Here is a 17,152-nt window from a genome sequence, read left to right as displayed (position 1 = left end):
TACTTGTCACATCGGCGTGTCGCACGCCAGACTTGAGCATCCTGCGGGTTTACGTGCCCACACGCCAAGCCATTGGCAGACGTCCGATTGACGCAAATCAAGGGGTCGGCACACGAGGATACCGCTCGGCGCTTGTTTTGCAAGCCAAAACAGAAGACGCCGGGGAAAAACAACTCAACACGGCCGGTGACTCGGGGAAGTGGGCATGATCTTATGTCATTTTTTATATATTCATCCGATATATTCGAAACATGATCGAAGGACTTGAGAAACTGCTGGCCGCCGGCAAAGACAACGCGCTGTTGCGTTTCGGGCTCGGGAAAGCGTATCTGGACGCCCAGGACTTCACCGTTGCAGCGGTGCATCTGACCCATTGCGTGGCCTTCGATCCCGCGTACACGGCGGCGTGGAAGCTGTTGGGCAAGGCACGGCAGGGGGCAGGCGATATTGATGGTGCCCGCGACGCGTGGACGCGCGGCATTGCCGCCGCGCAGGCGCACGGCGACCGGCAGGCCGAGAAGGAAATGACCGTTTTTCTCAAACGGCTGGGGTGAATTCGCCCCGTACGCCCCCCGACTTCACTCATCAGGCGGTCACCACACGGGCGTGGTATCTTGCAGCTTGCCCTTTTGAGACGCAATCCAAATGCCTGCAATCTCGACCTGGCTGGCCTTCGCGCTGGTCGCCATCGGCATGGCCCTGACGCCGGGACCGAACATGATGTATCTGGTCTCGCGCTCGCTGTGTCAGGGGCCGGCCGCAGGGCTCGTCTCATTGGGTGGCGTGGCCTTGGGTTTTGTCTTCTACATGATGTGCGCGGCGTTCGGTATCACCGCCCTGCTCTTCGCCGTGCCGTTTGCCTACGACCTGTTGCGCTTTGGCGGTGCGATCTACCTGTTCTGGCTGGCTTGGCAGGCGCTCAAACCGGGCGGCCGGTCGCCGTTCGAGGTGCGCGCGCTCGATCGCGACAGCAATCGCCGTCTGTTCCTGATGGGCCTGTTTACTTCGGTACTCAATCCGAAGATCGCCATGCTGTATCTCGCACTGCTGCCGCAGTTCGTTCATCCGGAGCACGGCAGTGTGCTCACGCAATCGCTGGTGCTGGGCGCGACGCAAATCGTCGCCAGCGTGGCAGTCAATGCGTCGGTCGCCCTGTGCGCCGGCAGCATCGCCCGGTTCCTTGGGCAACGCCCGGCGTGGCTGCGCATCCAGCGCTGGCTGATGGGCGGTGTGCTTGGTGCGCTGGCCGTGCGCATGGCCACTGAAGCGCGTCGCTGAGCAAGCGACCGGTACTGCCCAGGCGTGTCCCGTTCATTGACTTCGTCGCTCTGGACCGGCCCGGGAGCCCTCCGGCGCCCTCACCACGCCAACGTCTCGCGGTTTGCCGTGCCGGCGCCCCCATTTTTTTGGAGGGTGCTGCGCCGGGCGTGGCATACTGCACCGATTTCGCCGCGCGGCGGGGATCCACGCAGCGCTAGGCCGGCTGGCCTGTTCCCATCCTGCAATTTTCGTTGGGTATGTCCTTGAAGCATTGTTTGCCGCCTCGTGCGCCGTCTGATCCGGCGCACCGCAACTCCCCCATCATTCCGCCCCAGGCACCGTCTGCCCACGTCGCCTCGCCATCTGGCCCCGGTCGACAACGTGGCTTCGGCACTTTCGCCGCCATCCTTGTCACGTTGGCAGGCCTGGCCATCGTCGGCGCGTTGCTCACCGGGTACGCGCTGATCGTCATGCGCCCGAACCTGCCGCCGCTGGACGTTATCACCGACTACCGGCCGAAGGTGCCGTTGCGCATCTACACGTCCGATAACGTGCTGATCGGCGAGTTCGGCGAAGAGCGTCGCAGCCTGGTCACCATCGACCAGATTCCCGATGTCATGAAGAAGGCCGTGCTCGCGATCGAGGACTATCGCTTCTACGATCATGGCGGCGTCGACTTCATCGGTATTCTGCGTGCGGGCGTGTCCGACGTCTTGCACGGCGGCGCGGCGCAAGGCGCCAGTACGATCACGATGCAAGTCGCGCGCAACTTCTTCCTCTCGCGAGAGAAGACGGCCACGCGCAAGATCTACGAAATGCTGCTCGCCTACAAGATCGAATCGGCCCTGTCCAAGGACAAGATTCTCGAGCTGTACATGAACCAGATCTATCTGGGTCAACGCGCGTACGGCTTCGCGAGCGCGGCCCGCATCTATTTCGGCAAGGACCTGAAGGACATCACGCTCGGCGAGGCGGCGATGCTGGCCGGACTGCCCAAGGCGCCGTCGGCCTACAACCCGATCGTCAACCCGAAGCGCGCGAAGATCCGGCAGGAATACATCCTCAAGCGCATGCTCGATCTGGGCTATATCTCGCGCAATCAGTACGAAGACGCCCTGCACGAGCCGATTCGCACGCGTACCTCCGGCAACGAATACAACGTGCATGCTGAATACGTCGCCGAAATGGTGCGTCAGGCCGTGTACGACGAATACAAGGACGACACCTACACGCGCGGCCTGACCGTCATCACCACGCTCGACTCGAAGAAGCAGCAAGCGGCTTACGAAGCGGTGCGCATGGGGGTGCTCGACTACGAACGCCGTCATGCCTACCGCGGCCCGGAAGGCTATGTGGAACTGCCTGCGGCGATGCCCGACCGCCAGCAACTGATCGAAGACACGCTGCTTGAACATCCCGACAACGGTGATCTGGTCGCGGCCGTGGTAGTGGCCGCCAGCGCGTCGCAGGTCACCGCGATTCCGCTCTCGGGCGATGCGGTCACCGTCAATGGCGACGGCATCGGTTTCGCGGCGTCTGCCCTCTCGGCCAAGGCCGGTGAAAAGGTACGTATCCGTCCGGGCTCGATCATCCGTGTGATGAAAGACGCGCGCGCCAAGTGGCGCATTGTGCAGTTGCCGGAAGTACAAGGCTCGCTCGTCTCGCTCTCGCCGGACGACGGCGCCATCCGTGCGCTGGTCGGCGGCTTCGACTTCAATCAGAGCAAGTTCAATCGCGCGACGCAGGCATGGCGTCAACCGGGCTCGACGTTCAAGCCCGTGGTGTACTCGGCCGCGATCGAGAAAGGCGTGAGTCCGGCGACGATGGTGCTGGACGGCCCGCTCAACCTGCCGCCCGCCCAGACCGGCGGTCAGGTGTGGGACCCGCATGACGACGACGCCTTTAGCGGCCCGATGACCGTGCGCGAAGGCCTGCAACGCTCGAAGAACCTCGTGGCGATCCGTCTGCTGCAATTCGCGGGAACGCAGTACACGCAGGAATATGCGACGCGCTTTGGCTTCGATGCCGACAAGGTGCCGCCGTATCTGCCGATGGCCCTGGGTGCCGGGCAGACCACACCGCTGCAATTGGCCGGTGCCTACGCGGTGTTCGCCAACGGCGGCTATCGTGTTGCACCGTATCTGATCAGCGAGATCCGGGATGCACGCGGCAACGTGCTCAACAAGGCCACGCCCGTGATCGCCGGAGTGAACGCCGCCCGCGCGATTTCTGCGCCGAACGCGTTCATTATGAACAGCTTGCTGCAAACCGTGGCGCAACGCGGAACGGGCTCGGGCACGAACGTGCTCAAGCGTACCGACCTGGCGGGCAAGACCGGTACGACCAACGACGCCCTCGACGGCTGGTTCGCGGGCTATCAGCATTCGCTCGTCGCGGTGGCGTGGCTCGGCTTCGACCAGCCCAAGACGCTTGGCAGCCGTGAGTTCGGTGCGCAACTGGCGCTACCGGTATGGACCAAGTACATGGGCGTGGCGCTGAACGGCGTGCCGCAGCAACAGATGGCAATGCCTGAAGGCGTCAGCGTCGTGAACGGCGAGCTTTACGAGACCGACAAGTTGCCGGGCAATGGCTTCGTCGCGAGCATCGGTATCGACGACAACGGCGGTGGCTTCTCGCTGCCGTTCTTCGGCAACAATTCGCCATCGCCCGCGGCCCCGCCGCCGGCTTCCGGTCAGCCCCCATCGCCGGGGGGCGTCGACGCCAACGAGAAAGCGCGCATCCTCGATATGTTCAAGCGTCCGTGACCTAGTGTGCGACGTCTGCCCGCGCAAGCTGACAGACGTTCGCCGAATCCGGGCGCCATGCACGCGCGGCCACCCACAGGTGGCCGTTCTTGCATCCGCCCTCCCCCCCGGCTTCGCGCCTTCTTGGGGCTAGCGCAAGAACGTACAAGCGCGCGACGCGGCGCAGGCGCTATCCTCGACAGACTTATCATTCACCTTTTCCCCTCAGGAAAGCCCTCACCATGCCGGTTTCATCCCGTGCGGCCAGCTTTGCCGCAGGTGCCCGCGATACCCTGCCGATGATCGTCGGCGCGGCCCCGTTCGGCCTGATCTTCGGTGCGCTGGTGGCCACCACGCCCCTGGCGACGTGGCACGGTCAACTCATGTCGCTCACCGTTTTCGCCGGGTCCAGCCAGTTCATCGCCGCGGGCCTCTTCGCGACCGGCGTGGGCTATGTCGTTCTGTGGGCAACGACGTTGATCGTCAATCTGCGTCACATGCTGTATGCCGCAAACCTGTTGCCCCACGTGCGGCATCTGAATCTGCGCTGGCGTGCCTTGCTGGGATTCCTCCTGACGGACGAGACGTTCGCCGTGACCAGCAGCCATTTCCACCGGCACCCTGACGACCCCATGGGTCAGTGGTATTTCTTCGGCTCGGGCCTGTCGATGTACCTTAACTGGCAGTTGTGGACACTTGCCGGCCTGTTGTTCGGCGCCGCTTTCCCGCGCTTGCAGACGCTCGGCCTCGACTTCGCGATGGTCGCCACGTTCATCGCGATCATCGTGCCGCAGATGGCCCGCATGCCGTGGGCCATCGCGACGGTCGTTGCCGGTGCGAGCGCGTATCTGTGTCAGGGCTTGCCGTACAAGCTCGGCTTACTTGTCGCCGTGACGCTCGGGATCACTGCGGGCATGCTGACGTTGCACGCGAAGCGTCGTGATGGCGGGCGGGCGTCGCGCACCGGAAAGCGAGATGGCGTCCTGGGCACGGATACCCCGGATGAGCGCACCCGCCTGCGCTCGCAGGAAACCACCACGGGAGGTGCGCAATGAACTACGTGCTGGCCATTCTTGGCATGGCGATCGTCACCTTTGCCGTCAAGGCGGGCATCTTCGTGCTGGGTGACCGCGTGCGCTTTCCCGAATGGCTGCGCGAAGCGCTCTCGTTCGTCCCCGTGACGGTGCTCACGGCAATCATCGTGCCGATGACGCTCGCGCCGCATGGCAACGGGCTCGAGTTGACGTGGCGCAATCCCCAACTCGTCGCGGCACTGGTGGCGATTGCGGTATGTGCCGCGACGCGTCACCAGTTACTCACCATCGGCGCGGGACTCGCCGTCTTCTTTACGTGGCAGTTGGGTGTGTTGGGATGACCGCCGGGTGTGCATGGCGCGCATCGCGCACGTCGCCCCCTAGAAATCACGCCTAAGAAAAAAGCGCCCCGAGAGGCGCTTTTTTCATGACATGGCAAACCGTGCGTCAGACGGAGACCGTACCGAGCGTGCCTGCACGGTAGGCGGCGACGAACGCGTCGAAATCACCCACCTGCGTGCGTTCCAGTTCGGCCTGCGTGTCGAGCGACTTGCGAGCCAGTGTCTCGAAGTGCTCGATCACGCTTGCATCGAGCGGCATGTCGCGCAGCGTCTGCGCATGACGCTTGCTCTGCGCGAGCGCAAACGCCTGGAACGCACCGCCCTTCGTGCCGCGCAGCGGCTCAAGCGAGGCCATCACACGCGCAGACGGCGTGAGCGAGACGTCTTGCACCTTCGCCCGTTGCAGCGACATCGTATGCGCGTAGTGTGCCCCGCCGCGCTGTGCGTCGAAGGCGGCGGCCGTGCGGTCGATGCGATCGAGCAGCGCCTCGGCCCAATCGAACAGCGTGATCGCCTGACCGCCGCGATGCAGCACGAGACCCGGCTTGCGGCCCTCTTTGACGACGTGAGCGAAGTTGTCGCGGTTCTCCATGTTCTCGGCGTTCGAGCACGACGGACTGTCTTCGAATGCGCAGAACAGCACAAAGGCGTCGATGAAGCGTGCCGTATCGACATCGATGCCCGCCGGCTGGAACGGATCGATATCGATGCAGCGAACTTCGACGTACTGCACACCACGGCGCGCGAGCGCCTGCACCGGACGCTCACCGCTGTAGGTCACTCGCTTGGGACGAATGGTGGCGTAGAACTCGTTCTCGATTTGCAGCAGGTTGGTCGAGAGCTGAATCCATTCGCCGTCGCGCTTGGTGCCGAGCGCTTCATAGGCCGGATGCGGCTGGCTTACGGCTTGCGTGAGCGCATCGATGTAGCTGGGCAGGCAGTCGTAGCACGGCGAAACTTCGGACTGCGCGCTGTTCTGATAGCCCAGATCGCTCATGCGCAAACTGGTCGCGTACGGCAAGCCGAGCGTACCTTCGTCGAACGATTCCAGCCCATGCTGGCGGCCGCGCAGGAATTCCGCGTGCAGCACCGGCGAGGCGCCGAACAGATACATCAGCAGCCAGCTATAGCGGCGGAAATTGCGGATAAGCGCGACATAGCGGGCCGATTGATAGTCGCGGGCCGAGTCCTTGACGCCTTCGCTTTCGCGCAGCAGTTCCCACACGGGTTCGGCCAGCGAGAAGTTGTAGTGAATGCCTGCGATGCATTGCATCGGTTTGCCATAACGCAGGGCAAGGCCGCGGCGATAGACATGCTTGAGCATGCCGATGTGCGACGTGCCGTAGTCGGCGATAGGAATCACGTCTTCCGGCGGCAGTGCCGGCGGCATCGAATCGCTCCACAGCAACTCCCCGCCCAGCTTGCGATAGGCGAACTGATGGATTTCGTTCAGACGCGCGATAACGTCGGCGGCGTCGTGCTGAGGCGGCGTGATGAACTCGAGCAGCGCTTCCGAGTAATCGGTCGTGATCTCTTCGTTGGTCAATGCGGAACCCAGCGCGCGCGGATGCGGCGTCAGGGCAAGCGCGCCGTTGTCTTCGACGCGCAAGGTTTCACGTTCGATGCCGGACAGGCCCTCACCGAGCAGCGCACGATGCGCGGGTTGCATGATAAGTGCCAGGCGCCGGTCAAGCAGCGCGTGGCCGGCATGTTGTCCGGTGTGAGCGGTTTGTTCGTGTTGACGATTCTGTTTTTCCAACTTCCATCCCTCTGGACTGGCGCAATGCTTTGGCATGGCTTTCGTCGCCGGCACCCTTCACGGCACGAGGCCATGACCGGTGCAAATTCGGCGGCGTATGGGGGTTCTACGGGGTGCCGACGGCAACGGCGCGACCGCCGGAGCCGGAACTCCGGGGGACACGCTCGATGCGCGGCACGGCGCGAATTTGGCCTGAGCATAACTGAAAACGCCAAAGCGCGCCGGACGCCGCCTCAATCCCGCGCATCAGTTCCGGCGTGCAGGCCGACTCACGCGAGTTGAGCGATGAACGCACCTGAATGCACGATGAATGGCGATCATCCGACACCTTGACCTACCCACCGAAGAGCCGGTGCCGGGCAGGACAGAACGCGTGACGACAACGACCGGCGCAGCCTCAGCGTCTGCCTGAGTCCGCCTGCGCGAAAGCCGCATTGGCGACCCGTCGCGGCACGTCGATACTGGCGTCATGATGAATACTCAACCTCTGACCAACCTCGTTCCCTTGCTGTCGCTGGGACTCTTCACCTTCCTGCTCGCCGGCTTTGTCAAGGGCGTGATCGGTCTCGGTCTGCCGACAGTGGCCGTAGGGTTGCTTGGCTTGGCCATGCCGACCGCCGAAGCGGCTGCGCTGCTCATCGTGCCGTCGCTTGTGACGAACGTCTGGCAATTACTGGCGGGCCCGCGCTTTGCCGCACTGGCGAAGCGCCTGTGGCCGATGTTGATCGGCATCGGTATCGGCACATGGGCGGGCGGCGGATGGCTCGCCAATGGGGGCGATTTTGCCGGGATGGCGTTGGGCGTGGCGCTGCTCGCTTACGCCGTACTGGGACTCGCGGCAGTACGTCTGCATGTGCCGAAAAGCTGGCCTGGCGCACGCGTAAGCGCGCTCGGCGGCGTTATCGGCGTCATAACCGGGTTGGTGACGGCAGCGACCGGCGTGTTCGTCATTCCAGCCGTACCGTTTCTGCAAGCGCTCGATCTCGACAAGGACGATCTGGTGCAGGCACTCGGTCTGTCGTTTACCGTATCCACGGTGGCGCTTGCCGCCGGTCTGGCGCACGACGGCATCTTCCACGGCCACGCGATCGGCGTGTCGCTTCTGGCGCTGGCGCCCGCGCTTGGCGGCATGTTCTTCGGCCAGTGGGTGCGGACTCGCGTCAGCGCGACGGTGTTTCGCCGCTGTTTCTTTGTTGGGTTGGCGATGCTTGGCGCGGAGTTGGTGATTCAGCACATGCGCTGAATGCTGCAGCGCGATGGCGGGACGGCGGGACGGCCGCCGCGCGTCCACGCTTCGGACGCGCGGGCATCATTTGAGATCGGCGAAATCGACGTCCCAGAACTCCATCGCCCGACGGCTTTGCGGATCACGTCCTTCCTCTGCGCGGCGTAGTTCGACGCGACGAATCTTGCCGGAGATTGTCTTCGGCAGATCGCAGAATTCGATGCGCCGGATACGTTTGTATGGCGCCAGGTGATCGCGACAGAAGCGCAGGATGTCGAGGGCGAGCGTATCGTCGGCGTGAAAGCCTGCGCGCAGGGTGATGAACGCCTTCGGCACGGCAAGCCGCACCGGATCGGGGCTCGGCACCACACCGGCCTCGGCCACGGCAGGGTGTTTGATCAGTTCGCTTTCCAGCTCGAACGGGCTGATGCGGTAGTCCGACGCCTTGAAGACATCGTCCGCCCGGCCCACATAAGTGAAGTAGCCGCGCTCGTCGCGCATGGCGACGTCCCCCGTGTGGTAGTAGCCGTCGCGCATGGCCTCGGCGGTCTTTTCCCTGTCGTCTTCATACCCCTGCATCAATCCGGTCGGACGCGACGACAGAACGAGCGCGATCTCGCCTTCGTCGGCCTCATTGCCGTTGTGATCGAGCAGCACGACGCGATATCCCGGCATCGGACGCCCCATAGCTCCCGCCTTCACCGGTTGTCCCGGCGAATTGCCGATCTGGCAGCACGTTTCGGTTTGGCCGTAGCCGTCGCGAATCGTGATCTTCCAGGCGCGCTTGACCTGCTCGATCACTTCGGGATTGAGCGGCTCGCCAGCGCCGATCAGTTCGCGGAACTTCCCTGCGTGGCGTGTCAGATCTTCCTGAATCATCATTCGCCAGACGGTGGGCGGCGCGCACAGCGTGGTGACGCCGCAGCGTGTCGCTGTCTCCAGCGCGGCACGTGCGTCGAAGCGCGAGAAGTTGTAGATGAAGATGGTCGCGCCCGCGTTCCAAGGCGCGAAGAAACAGCTCCAGGCATGCTTCGCCCATCCCGGCGAGCTGATGTTCCAGTGAATGTCGTCTGGTTGCAGGCCAAGCCAATACATCGTGGCGAGATGACCGACGGGGTAACTCTGATGCGAATGCAACACGAGCTTGGGTCGTGACGTGGTGCCGGAGGTGAAGTACAGCAGCAGCGGATCGGTCGCGAGCGTGGTGCCGTCGGGGGTGAATTGATCCGAGGCGTCGTAAGCAGGCGCAAGTGGCGTCCATCCTTCGGGCGGGTTGTCGCCGACGGCGATGCGGCCGTAGTCGCCGGGTAGATGAGCGAACTTGAGGGCGTCGCGGGCGGTGGTGACGACGTGGCGAACACGGCCGCGCTCCAGCCGGTCGGCGAGATCGCCTGCGGTGAGCAGGGTCGTCGCGGGAATCATGACGGCGCCGAGCTTCATGCAAGCAAGCATGAGGTCCCAGAGTTCGACCTGATTGGGGAGCATGAGTAGCACGCGGTCGCCGCGCGACACCCCTTGTTCGCGCAGGAAATTGGCGACTCGATTGGAGCGTGCGGACATCTCGGCGAAGGACAGGCGCGTCTCGCGACCGTCCTCTTCGACAACCCAGAGTGCGGGATGATCGTTGTCTAAGGCTTGGGCGTCGAAAAAATCGAGTGCCCAGTTGAAGCGAGAGAGAACCGGCCAGCGAAAATCGCGGTACGCCACCTCGTAGTGGGTACGCTGCGCGAGAAGAAGATCGCGCGCGGCCTCGAACCCCAGGATTTGCGGCATCGCTTGCTCCGAGCCCGGACGGGCAGGATTAGGCAGAATTCCATTATCGTAAGCCCCCCCGAATTCAACATCCGGAATAACCATCATGGGGTTTTGTCGGCCGCCTACGCCGTACTATCGGCGCGTGATGTAAAAAATATGCGGGCGATGCGCATCCCCCCTTCCTTTCCCGCGCAAAGCTCTGCTATAATCGCCTGCTTTCGAGCAATGCATCTAAACGACGCATTTCTCACGGGGCGTAGCGCAGCCTGGTAGCGTACCTGCATGGGGTGCAGGTGGTCGGAGGTTCAAATCCTCTCGCCCCGACCAATTCGAAACCCGCATGGCTTCTAGTCATGCGGGTTTTTTCGTTTGAGTCAATCTGTTGATTCGTACAGCTTAATATTAGGCGATCGCCTAATATCCACTGACGGGCGCGCTTGTAGGGGAAGATTCAGGATGCAGGCTTCGGCTGCGGCTCCGCGCGCATGAACGCGGCATCTGGAAGTACGACGAATGACCGCGCCTCATCCATCGATCGAGCGCCGAGCCAATCGTCGTAATCGACAGGCTTGATGATGACGACTGACCGCTTCTCACTCCCCGGCTTGTGGAAGCGCTTCATCAGCGGATGATGGTCCGAGTTGAGCGTGAGCATCGTGAACGACAAGCGAGCGCCGCTCTCGCCTTCCCACTCCCTCCACAGCCCAGCAATCGCGAATGGGCTACCGTCGGCCATGCCCACCGCCCAGCGCACCGACTTCCCCGTCTCGTAATCCGGCTCGAAGAAGACCTGCGTTGGGATCAGGCATAGCTGCTGCCGCTTCCACGCACCGCTGAAGCTCCGTTTCTCACCCACCGTTTCCGCTCGCGCGTTCATCGTGTCGAAGACATGTACGCCCGGCGGGATCTTCTCGCGCGGCACCATTCCGAACGACGCTAAGTCCGAGCGCCGCCCCTCGCCTTCCCTGCGAATGATCGGCGCGAAATAGTCCTTGTAGACCTCGTCGCGCCATTCGCCGATTGGCGGTGGCACGCCGTAGTATTCGCTGAACAACTGCCGATCAGGTACTCGGTAGTTGGTGCACATTATTCACCTCCGCTGCATACTTCAGATCAATGCCGAAAAAGGCAACCGAAAACACACGGGGGAAATATGGCAAGCGCGTGTTCAATCGACTGGAAACTCGTTCTTGAATACCTGAAGGTATTTCTCAACTGGCCGATGGTTGCCGCACTATTTGGGGCGATTGCCCTGCGGTCATTTAGCGCCGAGATTAAAGCGTTGATCAATCGAATCTCGTCGTTCAAGTTGCTCGGACAAGAAGTTGCCGCCCCGCAGCAAGCCAGAATAGCCGAAGAAGCGTCCGATGCCGCAGCACAGCCTCTGCCACCAACGAATCCCACGCCCGACCTCGAAGGATTGAGCCTCACAAAAAAGCAAGTGGACGAAGTCCGACGCCTGTTCGAATCGGAACGTGCCGCTGCGCGTATTTGGGAATATCGATATCTCAACTACTTCTTTACTTCTGATACACAGGCGGTTCTCAGTTGGATCATCGGCACAGGTGGTGCAAGCCTAGACACATACGAAACGGTTTGGATTCATCGTATAGCGAATCCCGATGAGAGAAAGGCAATCCTGACAGCAATGCAAATGCATTTGTGCGTCCAAATTGAGGGGCCCATGATTTCCGCGACGGATAAGGGTAAGGAATATGCCGAATGGCCGGACAGACGCACCCTAAGCGCAAACCCAGGTGCATAGTTAATGCACGAATACTGTGCATGCGTACAGTATTCGTGCTAGTTTACCCCCCTCGAAGTCACCCAAGGGAGGCCGCCATGCGAGATCCACACACCACCCGATTCATCGTCGTCCCATTCCGCAAAGGCGCTGGCGGCGATCTGCTGCCTGTTGAGGTGCGGCCGGCCAGCACGAGCGTCGGCGCCGTCCGCACCGCCCACTCAATGCGCGAGCGGCACGCCGGCGTCGCGGCGTACGAAGTCATGCTCGATCCCGAGACGGGCGCAATGGAATCACCCAAGGTGCTATTCCAGCACGGTCGCATTCCGCTGCTCGACGAGTACGCGGCCGCGTAGCGATGGTGTCGTCATGCCTCTCAATCCCCGCCCGTCAGAACTGACGATCGACCAACTGCGCAGCTTGTGGCTCGCCCACAAAGATCCGGACCTTCGGCGCGCTATCGAAGAGGTGGCCTACCGCCGACTTGAGGCCCAGCACAAAGAAAAGGTGCTCAGGGAGGTGGAGTCGCTGTACGCAATCATCCACCAAGCATGGAAGGAGGAAGTCGGCGATACGTTGATAGCGCTTGAGTGCCTCAAAGCACTTCTCGGCGAGAACAGGCAGACCAGAGGAGATTTGCCGCAGATTCCTAGCGCGCCACCTCGATAAAAGGTGGCGTCGAAACACAAGGATTACGTCGAGAACCCGTATATGGGAACTAGTGGTTCATGCCGCAGCCTGCGCCACATATTTCTCCGAAATCGCTATTAGGTCCTCACACCCTTTCAAAGCCTGTGCGACATCAACGTCCGATACCTCGTCATTGAGGAAATAGTCAGCGGTAACTCGCAACTCATATGCCGGACGCAACATCTTTCCCAGAGCAATGGAAATATTGTGCTTCTTATTATTTTCCGAAATACCTGGAAATGCGAGTTGCGACAAAAGCTGTTGATGGCGCCCTTTGGTTTCTTTCACAAATCCCGGGGTAGCGAGGGATTCATGGAACTGCTTGGCGGCATGGTAACCCGCGTAATAGGCTCGGCTCGCAACAGCCCGCCGAGTTGCCTCGCAAGTGCCACTCTCATGGATGCGCTTTGCACAATCCAGTAGTAACTTGGGTGCGGTACTCATGCTGCAGAAAAAACGACATCAAAAAAAGGATGACGCTTAATTCCTGCTGAAATCTCGGCGTCGGCCAATTCGCAGTTACACTCAAACACTTCCATTGGCGAGAGTTTCAGCGGGAAGGTGAACGTAACACCAGAATACACACCATCGATATCGCGAACGCGGCAGATATCCTCTCCGACCCACAATTGCTTGTGCTTACGAAGAATTTCGCCAGCCAAATCCAAATGACGGGAAATCTCTTCGTCGGTCAGCCCAGCGCGTTTAAGCAAGTCGTCTGCCAACTCGGCATCGCTCGTGTCAAGATTCCCGAGATCAATATTCATCCTCTTGGCTTGCTCAAGGTAGTCGACTGCAGTGTGGATTCCACCAGAGCGGAGAATCTTGGGGAACATTGAAACAAAGTTGCCAAGCGTAGGCTCCCCGTATTCTCGACTGATATCGAGCGCATCACGGAAAAGTCCAGAATTCTGCTTGTGCACTACCCAATTGCCAACGACAGCGATGGAATTACCGAGTTGCAGAGCCGCTCGAAATCCCCGCTCGGCTTCTTCGAGGTTTCCCGACTTGGAGTTCCATGATCCGTACAAACTCCACCCCATTTCTGGATCCACCTTGATCAAGGCGTCGATGTCGCGCTTGACCGCCCGCCATGCAATATCGGTGGATGAGACATACGAACCGCCAATTTCGGCATAACGATTGATCCGAGCAGTGATGTCTTCGCTGGTCGTTTGAGGTTTTGCAATCATAGGCGCAAATATAGCACTGACCGCCCGCGATCTTTCATTCGCACACATGATTGAGACATCCTCGATACAATGAGATGTCACAAAAAGATCATCTTTATTTACATTTCATCATAAATGATCACTTTAGTTAGCATTTTGCATCAGCGCGTCAAAGCTGATCGCAGGCAAGTCCTGCGATATGGGCGGCGTCAGCGCCAATGCGACGCCCCACCCAGCCGAACACCCCAATACATCAACCACCGGCGCCACGCGGGCACGCAGGTAACAGCCGACGCCTCGCGCAGCACCTTGTCTGCGACCGATCGCGGCACCGGCTTTTCCGTGTAGAGCCAATCATGCACGGCGGCTGCTTCGTTCGACGTGCCCCCGGTCAACCAGTACACGACGGGCAGCCGCGGCACCGACGCCAGATCCGTGACGAACCCACGCGGCACGATGAATACCTCGCCGGCGACATCCGACTGATACACGAGCGCCCGCACGAGCCGCCACCGGCCATCGTCGCAACCAGTGGCATTTTCCATCACCAGCCGGGTCAGGAACCGACTCATTTTGCGACTGCCGTGATCGTATCGGCCGGCCACGCGGCAATTGCCGCGGTAAGCAGTATCTGCGCCGTCGTCACACCCACCACGATGCGATCCTGGTCCTGCGCGGACAGGGGCGACGCTTTCACCACAGTGATGATCGCAGGCAGTCCCGTGCTCGCGAGCGTCTGAAGGTTGACGGCGTCGACCGTCGAGCCGGCGGCACACACAGCGTTCACGACCGGCTGCGCATCGGCGAGTGCGCGCAGCGCGGTGTCGCCCATGCCGCTGACCTGCTGCAGCGACCTGACGGCGACCTCGACCGGCGGGCACACTCGAGCGGCGACCTGCGCCGGCGTGGGCACCGACTGGCCGGTCGTCGAGCAAGCCGCGAGGGCGAACGAAAGCACGGCCGCGCACGCGGCCAGAATGGCAAAACGCTTCATGGTGATTTCCTTACGGGGTAGTAAATCGAACGGCGGTGGCCGCCGCGTTGGCGACGGCTGCTGAGATGCTGGAAGCGATACCGCCCCCGGCAGTGATCGGCGCACTGGCAGACACACCGGTTTCGGCGAAGTCGAGGGTGAAACCCTCGGGGGTGTTGGACACGCGCACGGTGACGGCGCCGACATCCTTGCTGCTCGCGACAGACGCCTGACAACAGATCAACCGGCCGGCAGAGTCATAGAACGGCCGCACTTCATACCGGGCGGTGCCGACGCACGCCGTCAGCGCAATGCCAGCGGCACACGCGATGGCTGCCCCCTTCACTGCGTTGACGCTGGCGTATCCGGGTGCTGCCCGGTCGCCGCCGCGCCCAGCGTCGCCGTTTGGAATTGCGCTTCCGCAGCAAGTGGCGGCGCATCGCTGACTCCGATCGTTCCGAGCAAACTCACGCCGGTTTGGGGCTGTTTTGCCCCGATGGCATGCGTGGTTGCGAGCGAAGCCAGAGCTGCCCCGATCGCCGCAATGAAGCCTTCCACCGGTGTCTTGCCGAGGAATGCGAATACGCCCCATACCAGCAGCAACCCGCCGTAGCACAGCACTTTCATCAAGATGTTCATTTCGTTGAGTCCTTCTCGTGGTGGTGGATGATTTCGTCAGGCGTGAACTGATACCCCTCGACGGCGTACTTCTGCGCGACCCACAGCGGGAACGGCATCGCGTGGATGCCTTCGTCCTTGCCGATGTGGTGGTCTTTGCAGATCAACATTCCATTGACGGTCATGTCGTCGACGAAGCGGTACGGGTCGAACGGCTGGGCGGCCAGGAAGCCGTCCCAGTCGAATACGCGCGCACGCTCGCCCCAGACGCCGGCCCGGCAGTCTTCGGCAAAGCGCGACCAGTCGATCATGTTCGCGGTGCTTCGCTCGATCGGATGGTGGTGAGCTTCGAGCGGATGGCCAGCGTCCTGCTCGGTGCCGCCGCAGATGAAGCATCGGCCGCCCTCGCGCTCGATCAGCGCCTTCCGCGTGCGGGTGAATAACCCGGTGGTCGTGCGAGGCTCGTGGCCCGGCAGCAGCACGTCGACGGCCAGCGTCTCGCGTTCTTCATGGGTTTGGGTAACGTCGCTCATAGGCCCTCAGAAATGCAAAAACCGCCCGAAGGCGGTTCTGTTTGGAAGCGTGGTGCTTCACTTGCTGACGATCATCTCGATGAACTTCGCAGCGAAGCCGGGGCCGAGAAGCACGGTACCGATCAGGAAGTAGATGATGTATTCGATGCGCTGCATGCGCCGCTCGCCAGTCGAGAGCGCCTCTTGAATCCCCTTGTACCTCTCCGCACACACGGCCTCATGCACGGCAATTCTTTGTTCTGCTTCGGCGATCGCTTCGTGTTGTTGCGCCACGTATCCCCCCGGATCTAGGCAGTGATGACGCCGCCGGCGCGTTTGTACGCGTCGATCAGCACGTCGAGTGCGTTTTCGTGCTGGCCGTAGCCCGCCCCAGGCAGGCTCGCCCATCGGCTTGCGCACTTCGTTATCGCGGCCGAGATGCGCCCGGCAGCGATGTCCTGCATCGCACCGCACTCGCGGATGAGACGAAGCGCAATCAAGTCCTGGCTTCGCGGCGAGAAGTCGGGAAGGCGCAATTGCAGGCGATACCCGTCGTAGATCCATGACAGGATCTGGTACCGCCCCGCCGCAGTCGACAGCAGCGGCTTTCCCGTCCTCGGATCGATCTTGGGCTTCCCGCTCTTGTCGAGAAGCGTCACCTTGATGCGCGGATGATCCTGGTAGTTGGTGAACAGCGTCGGTTTGGCCTGGCTGCCCCCGACAATGACGTTGTAGCCGTCATCGGAGTTAGCCATCGCCAGCCGACCCAGCTCGCTTACCGGAAGCATGTCCAGAAAGGCGAGCGCGTTCCTGCCGCCGGCTGTGGCAGCATCGATTCGTGGCATATCGGTCTCGGGAAAAGACAAAGCCACCCGAAGGTGGCTTGTGGAAATTCGTGAACTGGCGGTGTTTGCTATGCGGCTGCGCGCGCCTGCTCTCCCGATTCTGCGTCCGAGACTAGCGTGACTCGCGGAGGCTCCATTGCTGTCCCACCTTCCTCGCGGTTCTACGAAGTGCTGCTACTTGGGCATGTATGGGGCGATATTATTTTCAGCAGCAATCCACAGAATACAGGCCTGATAGTCTGAGTTCATTGGGTCAGGCGGAATAAGAAGACCGTCAGACCGCAAAATCATATCGGAGCTGGTGTGGGAGTAGGTGTACATGGTTAAAGTCTCGCCGTTGCAAAGAATTTAGCGGCCCACTGTGCGCCGCCCGTTGACGCGCTTATAGCGGTGCGCGTATTCCGAGCGCAGATAGTAGTCACGGTGTCGATAACTCCTGGAACGCCCGAATTGAAAGAGGCGGCGACTTGTACGTCTCCC

21 protein-coding genes and 1 tRNA gene are annotated in these 17,152 nt (G+C 61.5%); 10 read left to right on the top strand and 12 right to left on the bottom strand.

Annotated elements, in window-relative coordinates; genetic code table 11:
- The first annotated feature begins 251 nt into the window (after positions 1–251).
- The 5 genes from C266_RS06225 to C266_RS06205 all read left to right on the top strand — a co-directional run bounded on the left by C266_RS06225 (position 252) and on the right by C266_RS06205 (position 5,379).
- Positions 252–554: a hypothetical protein gene (locus C266_RS06225; RefSeq protein ID WP_010808801.1), complete on the top strand. Its 303-nt coding sequence runs from the start codon at positions 252–254 to the stop codon at positions 552–554.
- Between the two features lie 91 nt (positions 555–645).
- On the top strand, positions 646–1,278 hold the full coding sequence (locus C266_RS06220) for a LysE family translocator (protein WP_010808800.1): 633 nt from the start codon (positions 646–648) through the stop codon (positions 1,276–1,278).
- A 239-nt stretch (positions 1,279–1,517) separates the two neighbouring features.
- Positions 1,518–4,025: a penicillin-binding protein 1A gene (locus tag C266_RS06215; RefSeq protein ID WP_010808799.1), complete on the top strand. Its 2,508-nt coding sequence runs from the start codon at positions 1,518–1,520 to the stop codon at positions 4,023–4,025.
- A 221-nt stretch (positions 4,026–4,246) separates the two neighbouring features.
- Positions 4,247–5,059: an AzlC family ABC transporter permease gene (locus C266_RS06210; RefSeq protein ID WP_010808798.1), complete on the top strand. Its 813-nt coding sequence runs from the start codon at positions 4,247–4,249 to the stop codon at positions 5,057–5,059.
- Positions 5,056–5,379, top strand: coding sequence for an AzlD domain-containing protein (locus C266_RS06205; RefSeq protein WP_010808797.1), 324 nt, complete (start codon positions 5,056–5,058; stop codon positions 5,377–5,379). Before C266_RS06210 ends, C266_RS06205 begins: the two co-directional genes overlap by 4 nt.
- Before the next feature lie 106 nt (positions 5,380–5,485).
- Here C266_RS06205 and gshA read toward each other — a convergent pair whose 3' ends face one another.
- Positions 5,486–7,174, bottom strand: coding sequence for a glutamate--cysteine ligase (gene gshA / locus C266_RS06200; RefSeq protein ID WP_256380695.1), 1,689 nt, complete (start codon positions 7,172–7,174; stop codon positions 5,486–5,488).
- 433 nt (positions 7,175–7,607) lie between these two features.
- Between gshA and C266_RS06195 the strand changes: the two genes are divergently transcribed.
- On the top strand, positions 7,608–8,381 hold the full coding sequence (locus C266_RS06195; protein ID WP_010808795.1) for a sulfite exporter TauE/SafE family protein: 774 nt from the start codon (positions 7,608–7,610) through the stop codon (positions 8,379–8,381).
- Between the two features lie 66 nt (positions 8,382–8,447).
- Here the strand turns inward: C266_RS06195 and C266_RS06190 are convergent, their stop codons facing one another.
- Entirely contained in the window at positions 8,448–10,136 is a 1,689-nt protein-coding gene (locus tag C266_RS06190; protein WP_010808794.1) for an AMP-binding protein, read from the bottom strand.
- A 232-nt stretch (positions 10,137–10,368) separates the two neighbouring features.
- Between C266_RS06190 and C266_RS06185 the strand changes: the two genes are divergently transcribed.
- A tRNA-Pro gene (locus tag C266_RS06185) sits at positions 10,369–10,445 on the top strand.
- A gap of 124 nt (positions 10,446–10,569) precedes the next feature.
- Here C266_RS06185 and C266_RS06180 read toward each other — a convergent pair.
- Positions 10,570–11,205, bottom strand: a complete 636-nt coding sequence (locus C266_RS06180) for an SOS response-associated peptidase (RefSeq protein WP_010808793.1) — start codon at positions 11,203–11,205, stop codon at positions 10,570–10,572.
- A 66-nt stretch (positions 11,206–11,271) separates the two neighbouring features.
- On the opposite strand from C266_RS06180, the gene C266_RS06175 reads away from it, so the two are divergent.
- The 3 genes from C266_RS06175 (at position 11,272) to C266_RS06165 (ending at position 12,531) form a co-directional block, all read left to right on the top strand.
- Complete coding sequence (locus tag C266_RS06175) at positions 11,272–11,883, top strand: hypothetical protein (RefSeq protein WP_010808792.1); 612 nt, start codon at positions 11,272–11,274, stop codon at positions 11,881–11,883.
- A 77-nt stretch (positions 11,884–11,960) separates the two neighbouring features.
- Entirely contained in the window at positions 11,961–12,218 is a 258-nt protein-coding gene (locus C266_RS06170; RefSeq protein ID WP_010808791.1) for a hypothetical protein, read from the top strand.
- Positions 12,219–12,231: 13 nt separating this feature from the next.
- Positions 12,232–12,531, top strand: a complete 300-nt coding sequence (locus C266_RS06165; RefSeq protein WP_010808790.1) for a hypothetical protein — start codon at positions 12,232–12,234, stop codon at positions 12,529–12,531.
- Between the two features lie 57 nt (positions 12,532–12,588).
- On the opposite strand, the gene C266_RS27295 is transcribed toward C266_RS06165, so the two are convergent.
- From C266_RS27295 to C266_RS06125, 9 genes are all read right to left on the bottom strand, one after another.
- Positions 12,589–12,996 (bottom strand): hypothetical protein, encoded by a 408-nt coding sequence (locus C266_RS27295; RefSeq protein WP_144265728.1) that lies wholly within the window; start codon positions 12,994–12,996, stop codon positions 12,589–12,591.
- Entirely contained in the window at positions 12,993–13,793 is an 801-nt protein-coding gene (locus tag C266_RS06160; RefSeq protein WP_010808789.1) for a hypothetical protein, read from the bottom strand. The genes C266_RS27295 and C266_RS06160 overlap by 4 nt, the downstream gene beginning before the upstream one ends.
- Positions 13,794–13,933: 140 nt before the next feature.
- Entirely contained in the window at positions 13,934–14,296 is a 363-nt protein-coding gene (locus C266_RS06155; RefSeq protein ID WP_051126168.1) for a DUF1353 domain-containing protein, read from the bottom strand.
- Complete coding sequence (locus tag C266_RS06150; protein ID WP_010808787.1) at positions 14,293–14,718, bottom strand: hypothetical protein; 426 nt, start codon at positions 14,716–14,718, stop codon at positions 14,293–14,295. The genes C266_RS06155 and C266_RS06150 overlap by 4 nt, the downstream gene beginning before the upstream one ends.
- Before the next feature lie 10 nt (positions 14,719–14,728).
- On the bottom strand, positions 14,729–15,043 hold the full coding sequence (locus C266_RS06145) for a hypothetical protein (RefSeq protein WP_010808786.1): 315 nt from the start codon (positions 15,041–15,043) through the stop codon (positions 14,729–14,731).
- Entirely contained in the window at positions 15,040–15,336 is a 297-nt protein-coding gene (locus tag C266_RS06140; protein WP_010808785.1) for a hypothetical protein, read from the bottom strand. Before C266_RS06140 ends, C266_RS06145 begins: the two co-directional genes overlap by 4 nt.
- Positions 15,333–15,848, bottom strand: coding sequence for a hypothetical protein (locus tag C266_RS06135; protein ID WP_010808784.1), 516 nt, complete (start codon positions 15,846–15,848; stop codon positions 15,333–15,335). The genes C266_RS06140 and C266_RS06135 overlap by 4 nt, the downstream gene beginning before the upstream one ends.
- Before the next feature lie 57 nt (positions 15,849–15,905).
- Positions 15,906–16,121, bottom strand: a complete 216-nt coding sequence (locus C266_RS06130; RefSeq protein ID WP_010808783.1) for a hypothetical protein — start codon at positions 16,119–16,121, stop codon at positions 15,906–15,908.
- 14 nt (positions 16,122–16,135) lie between these two features.
- Entirely contained in the window at positions 16,136–16,672 is a 537-nt protein-coding gene (locus tag C266_RS06125) for a glycoside hydrolase family 104 protein (RefSeq protein ID WP_010808782.1), read from the bottom strand.
- Positions 16,673–17,152 lie beyond the last annotated feature (480 nt).

Source organism: Pandoraea sp. SD6-2 (genome assembly GCF_000389825.1).
In the GTDB taxonomy this organism is placed as follows: Bacteria; Pseudomonadota; Gammaproteobacteria; order Burkholderiales; family Burkholderiaceae; genus Pandoraea; species Pandoraea communis.
The sequence above is the reverse complement of the archived record's forward strand: the minus strand, read 5'-3'. Positions and strand labels throughout refer to the sequence as shown.

What these genes read in the sequence shown, in the direction of transcription:
- gshA (WP_256380695.1), bottom strand. Translation starts at nt 7,174, where the DNA reads ATGCCAAAGCATTGCGCCAGTCCAGAGGGATGGAAGTTGGAAAAACAG.
- C266_RS27295 (WP_144265728.1), bottom strand. Translation starts at nt 12,996, where the DNA reads ATGAGTACCGCACCCAAGTTACTACTGGATTGTGCAAAGCGCATCCAT.
- C266_RS06155 (WP_051126168.1), bottom strand. Translation starts at nt 14,296, where the DNA reads ATGAGTCGGTTCCTGACCCGGCTGGTGATGGAAAATGCCACTGGTTGC.
- C266_RS06175 (WP_010808792.1), top strand. Translation starts at nt 11,272, where the DNA reads ATGGCAAGCGCGTGTTCAATCGACTGGAAACTCGTTCTTGAATACCTG.
- C266_RS06225 (WP_010808801.1), top strand. Translation starts at nt 252, where the DNA reads ATGATCGAAGGACTTGAGAAACTGCTGGCCGCCGGCAAAGACAACGCG.
- C266_RS06195 (WP_010808795.1), top strand. Translation starts at nt 7,608, where the DNA reads ATGATGAATACTCAACCTCTGACCAACCTCGTTCCCTTGCTGTCGCTG.
- C266_RS06205 (WP_010808797.1), top strand. Translation starts at nt 5,056, where the DNA reads ATGAACTACGTGCTGGCCATTCTTGGCATGGCGATCGTCACCTTTGCC.
- C266_RS06135 (WP_010808784.1), bottom strand. Translation starts at nt 15,848, where the DNA reads ATGAGCGACGTTACCCAAACCCATGAAGAACGCGAGACGCTGGCCGTC.
- C266_RS06210 (WP_010808798.1), top strand. Translation starts at nt 4,247, where the DNA reads ATGCCGGTTTCATCCCGTGCGGCCAGCTTTGCCGCAGGTGCCCGCGAT.
- C266_RS06160 (WP_010808789.1), bottom strand. Translation starts at nt 13,793, where the DNA reads ATGTGTGCGAATGAAAGATCGCGGGCGGTCAGTGCTATATTTGCGCCT.
- C266_RS06170 (WP_010808791.1), top strand. Translation starts at nt 11,961, where the DNA reads ATGCGAGATCCACACACCACCCGATTCATCGTCGTCCCATTCCGCAAA.
- C266_RS06125 (WP_010808782.1), bottom strand. Translation starts at nt 16,672, where the DNA reads ATGCCACGAATCGATGCTGCCACAGCCGGCGGCAGGAACGCGCTCGCC.
- C266_RS06180 (WP_010808793.1), bottom strand. Translation starts at nt 11,205, where the DNA reads ATGTGCACCAACTACCGAGTACCTGATCGGCAGTTGTTCAGCGAATAC.
- C266_RS06140 (WP_010808785.1), bottom strand. Translation starts at nt 15,336, where the DNA reads ATGAACATCTTGATGAAAGTGCTGTGCTACGGCGGGTTGCTGCTGGTA.
- C266_RS06220 (WP_010808800.1), top strand. Translation starts at nt 646, where the DNA reads ATGCCTGCAATCTCGACCTGGCTGGCCTTCGCGCTGGTCGCCATCGGC.
- C266_RS06215 (WP_010808799.1), top strand. Translation starts at nt 1,518, where the DNA reads ATGTCCTTGAAGCATTGTTTGCCGCCTCGTGCGCCGTCTGATCCGGCG.
- C266_RS06150 (WP_010808787.1), bottom strand. Translation starts at nt 14,718, where the DNA reads ATGAAGCGTTTTGCCATTCTGGCCGCGTGCGCGGCCGTGCTTTCGTTC.
- C266_RS06190 (WP_010808794.1), bottom strand. Translation starts at nt 10,136, where the DNA reads ATGCCGCAAATCCTGGGGTTCGAGGCCGCGCGCGATCTTCTTCTCGCG.
- C266_RS06165 (WP_010808790.1), top strand. Translation starts at nt 12,232, where the DNA reads ATGCCTCTCAATCCCCGCCCGTCAGAACTGACGATCGACCAACTGCGC.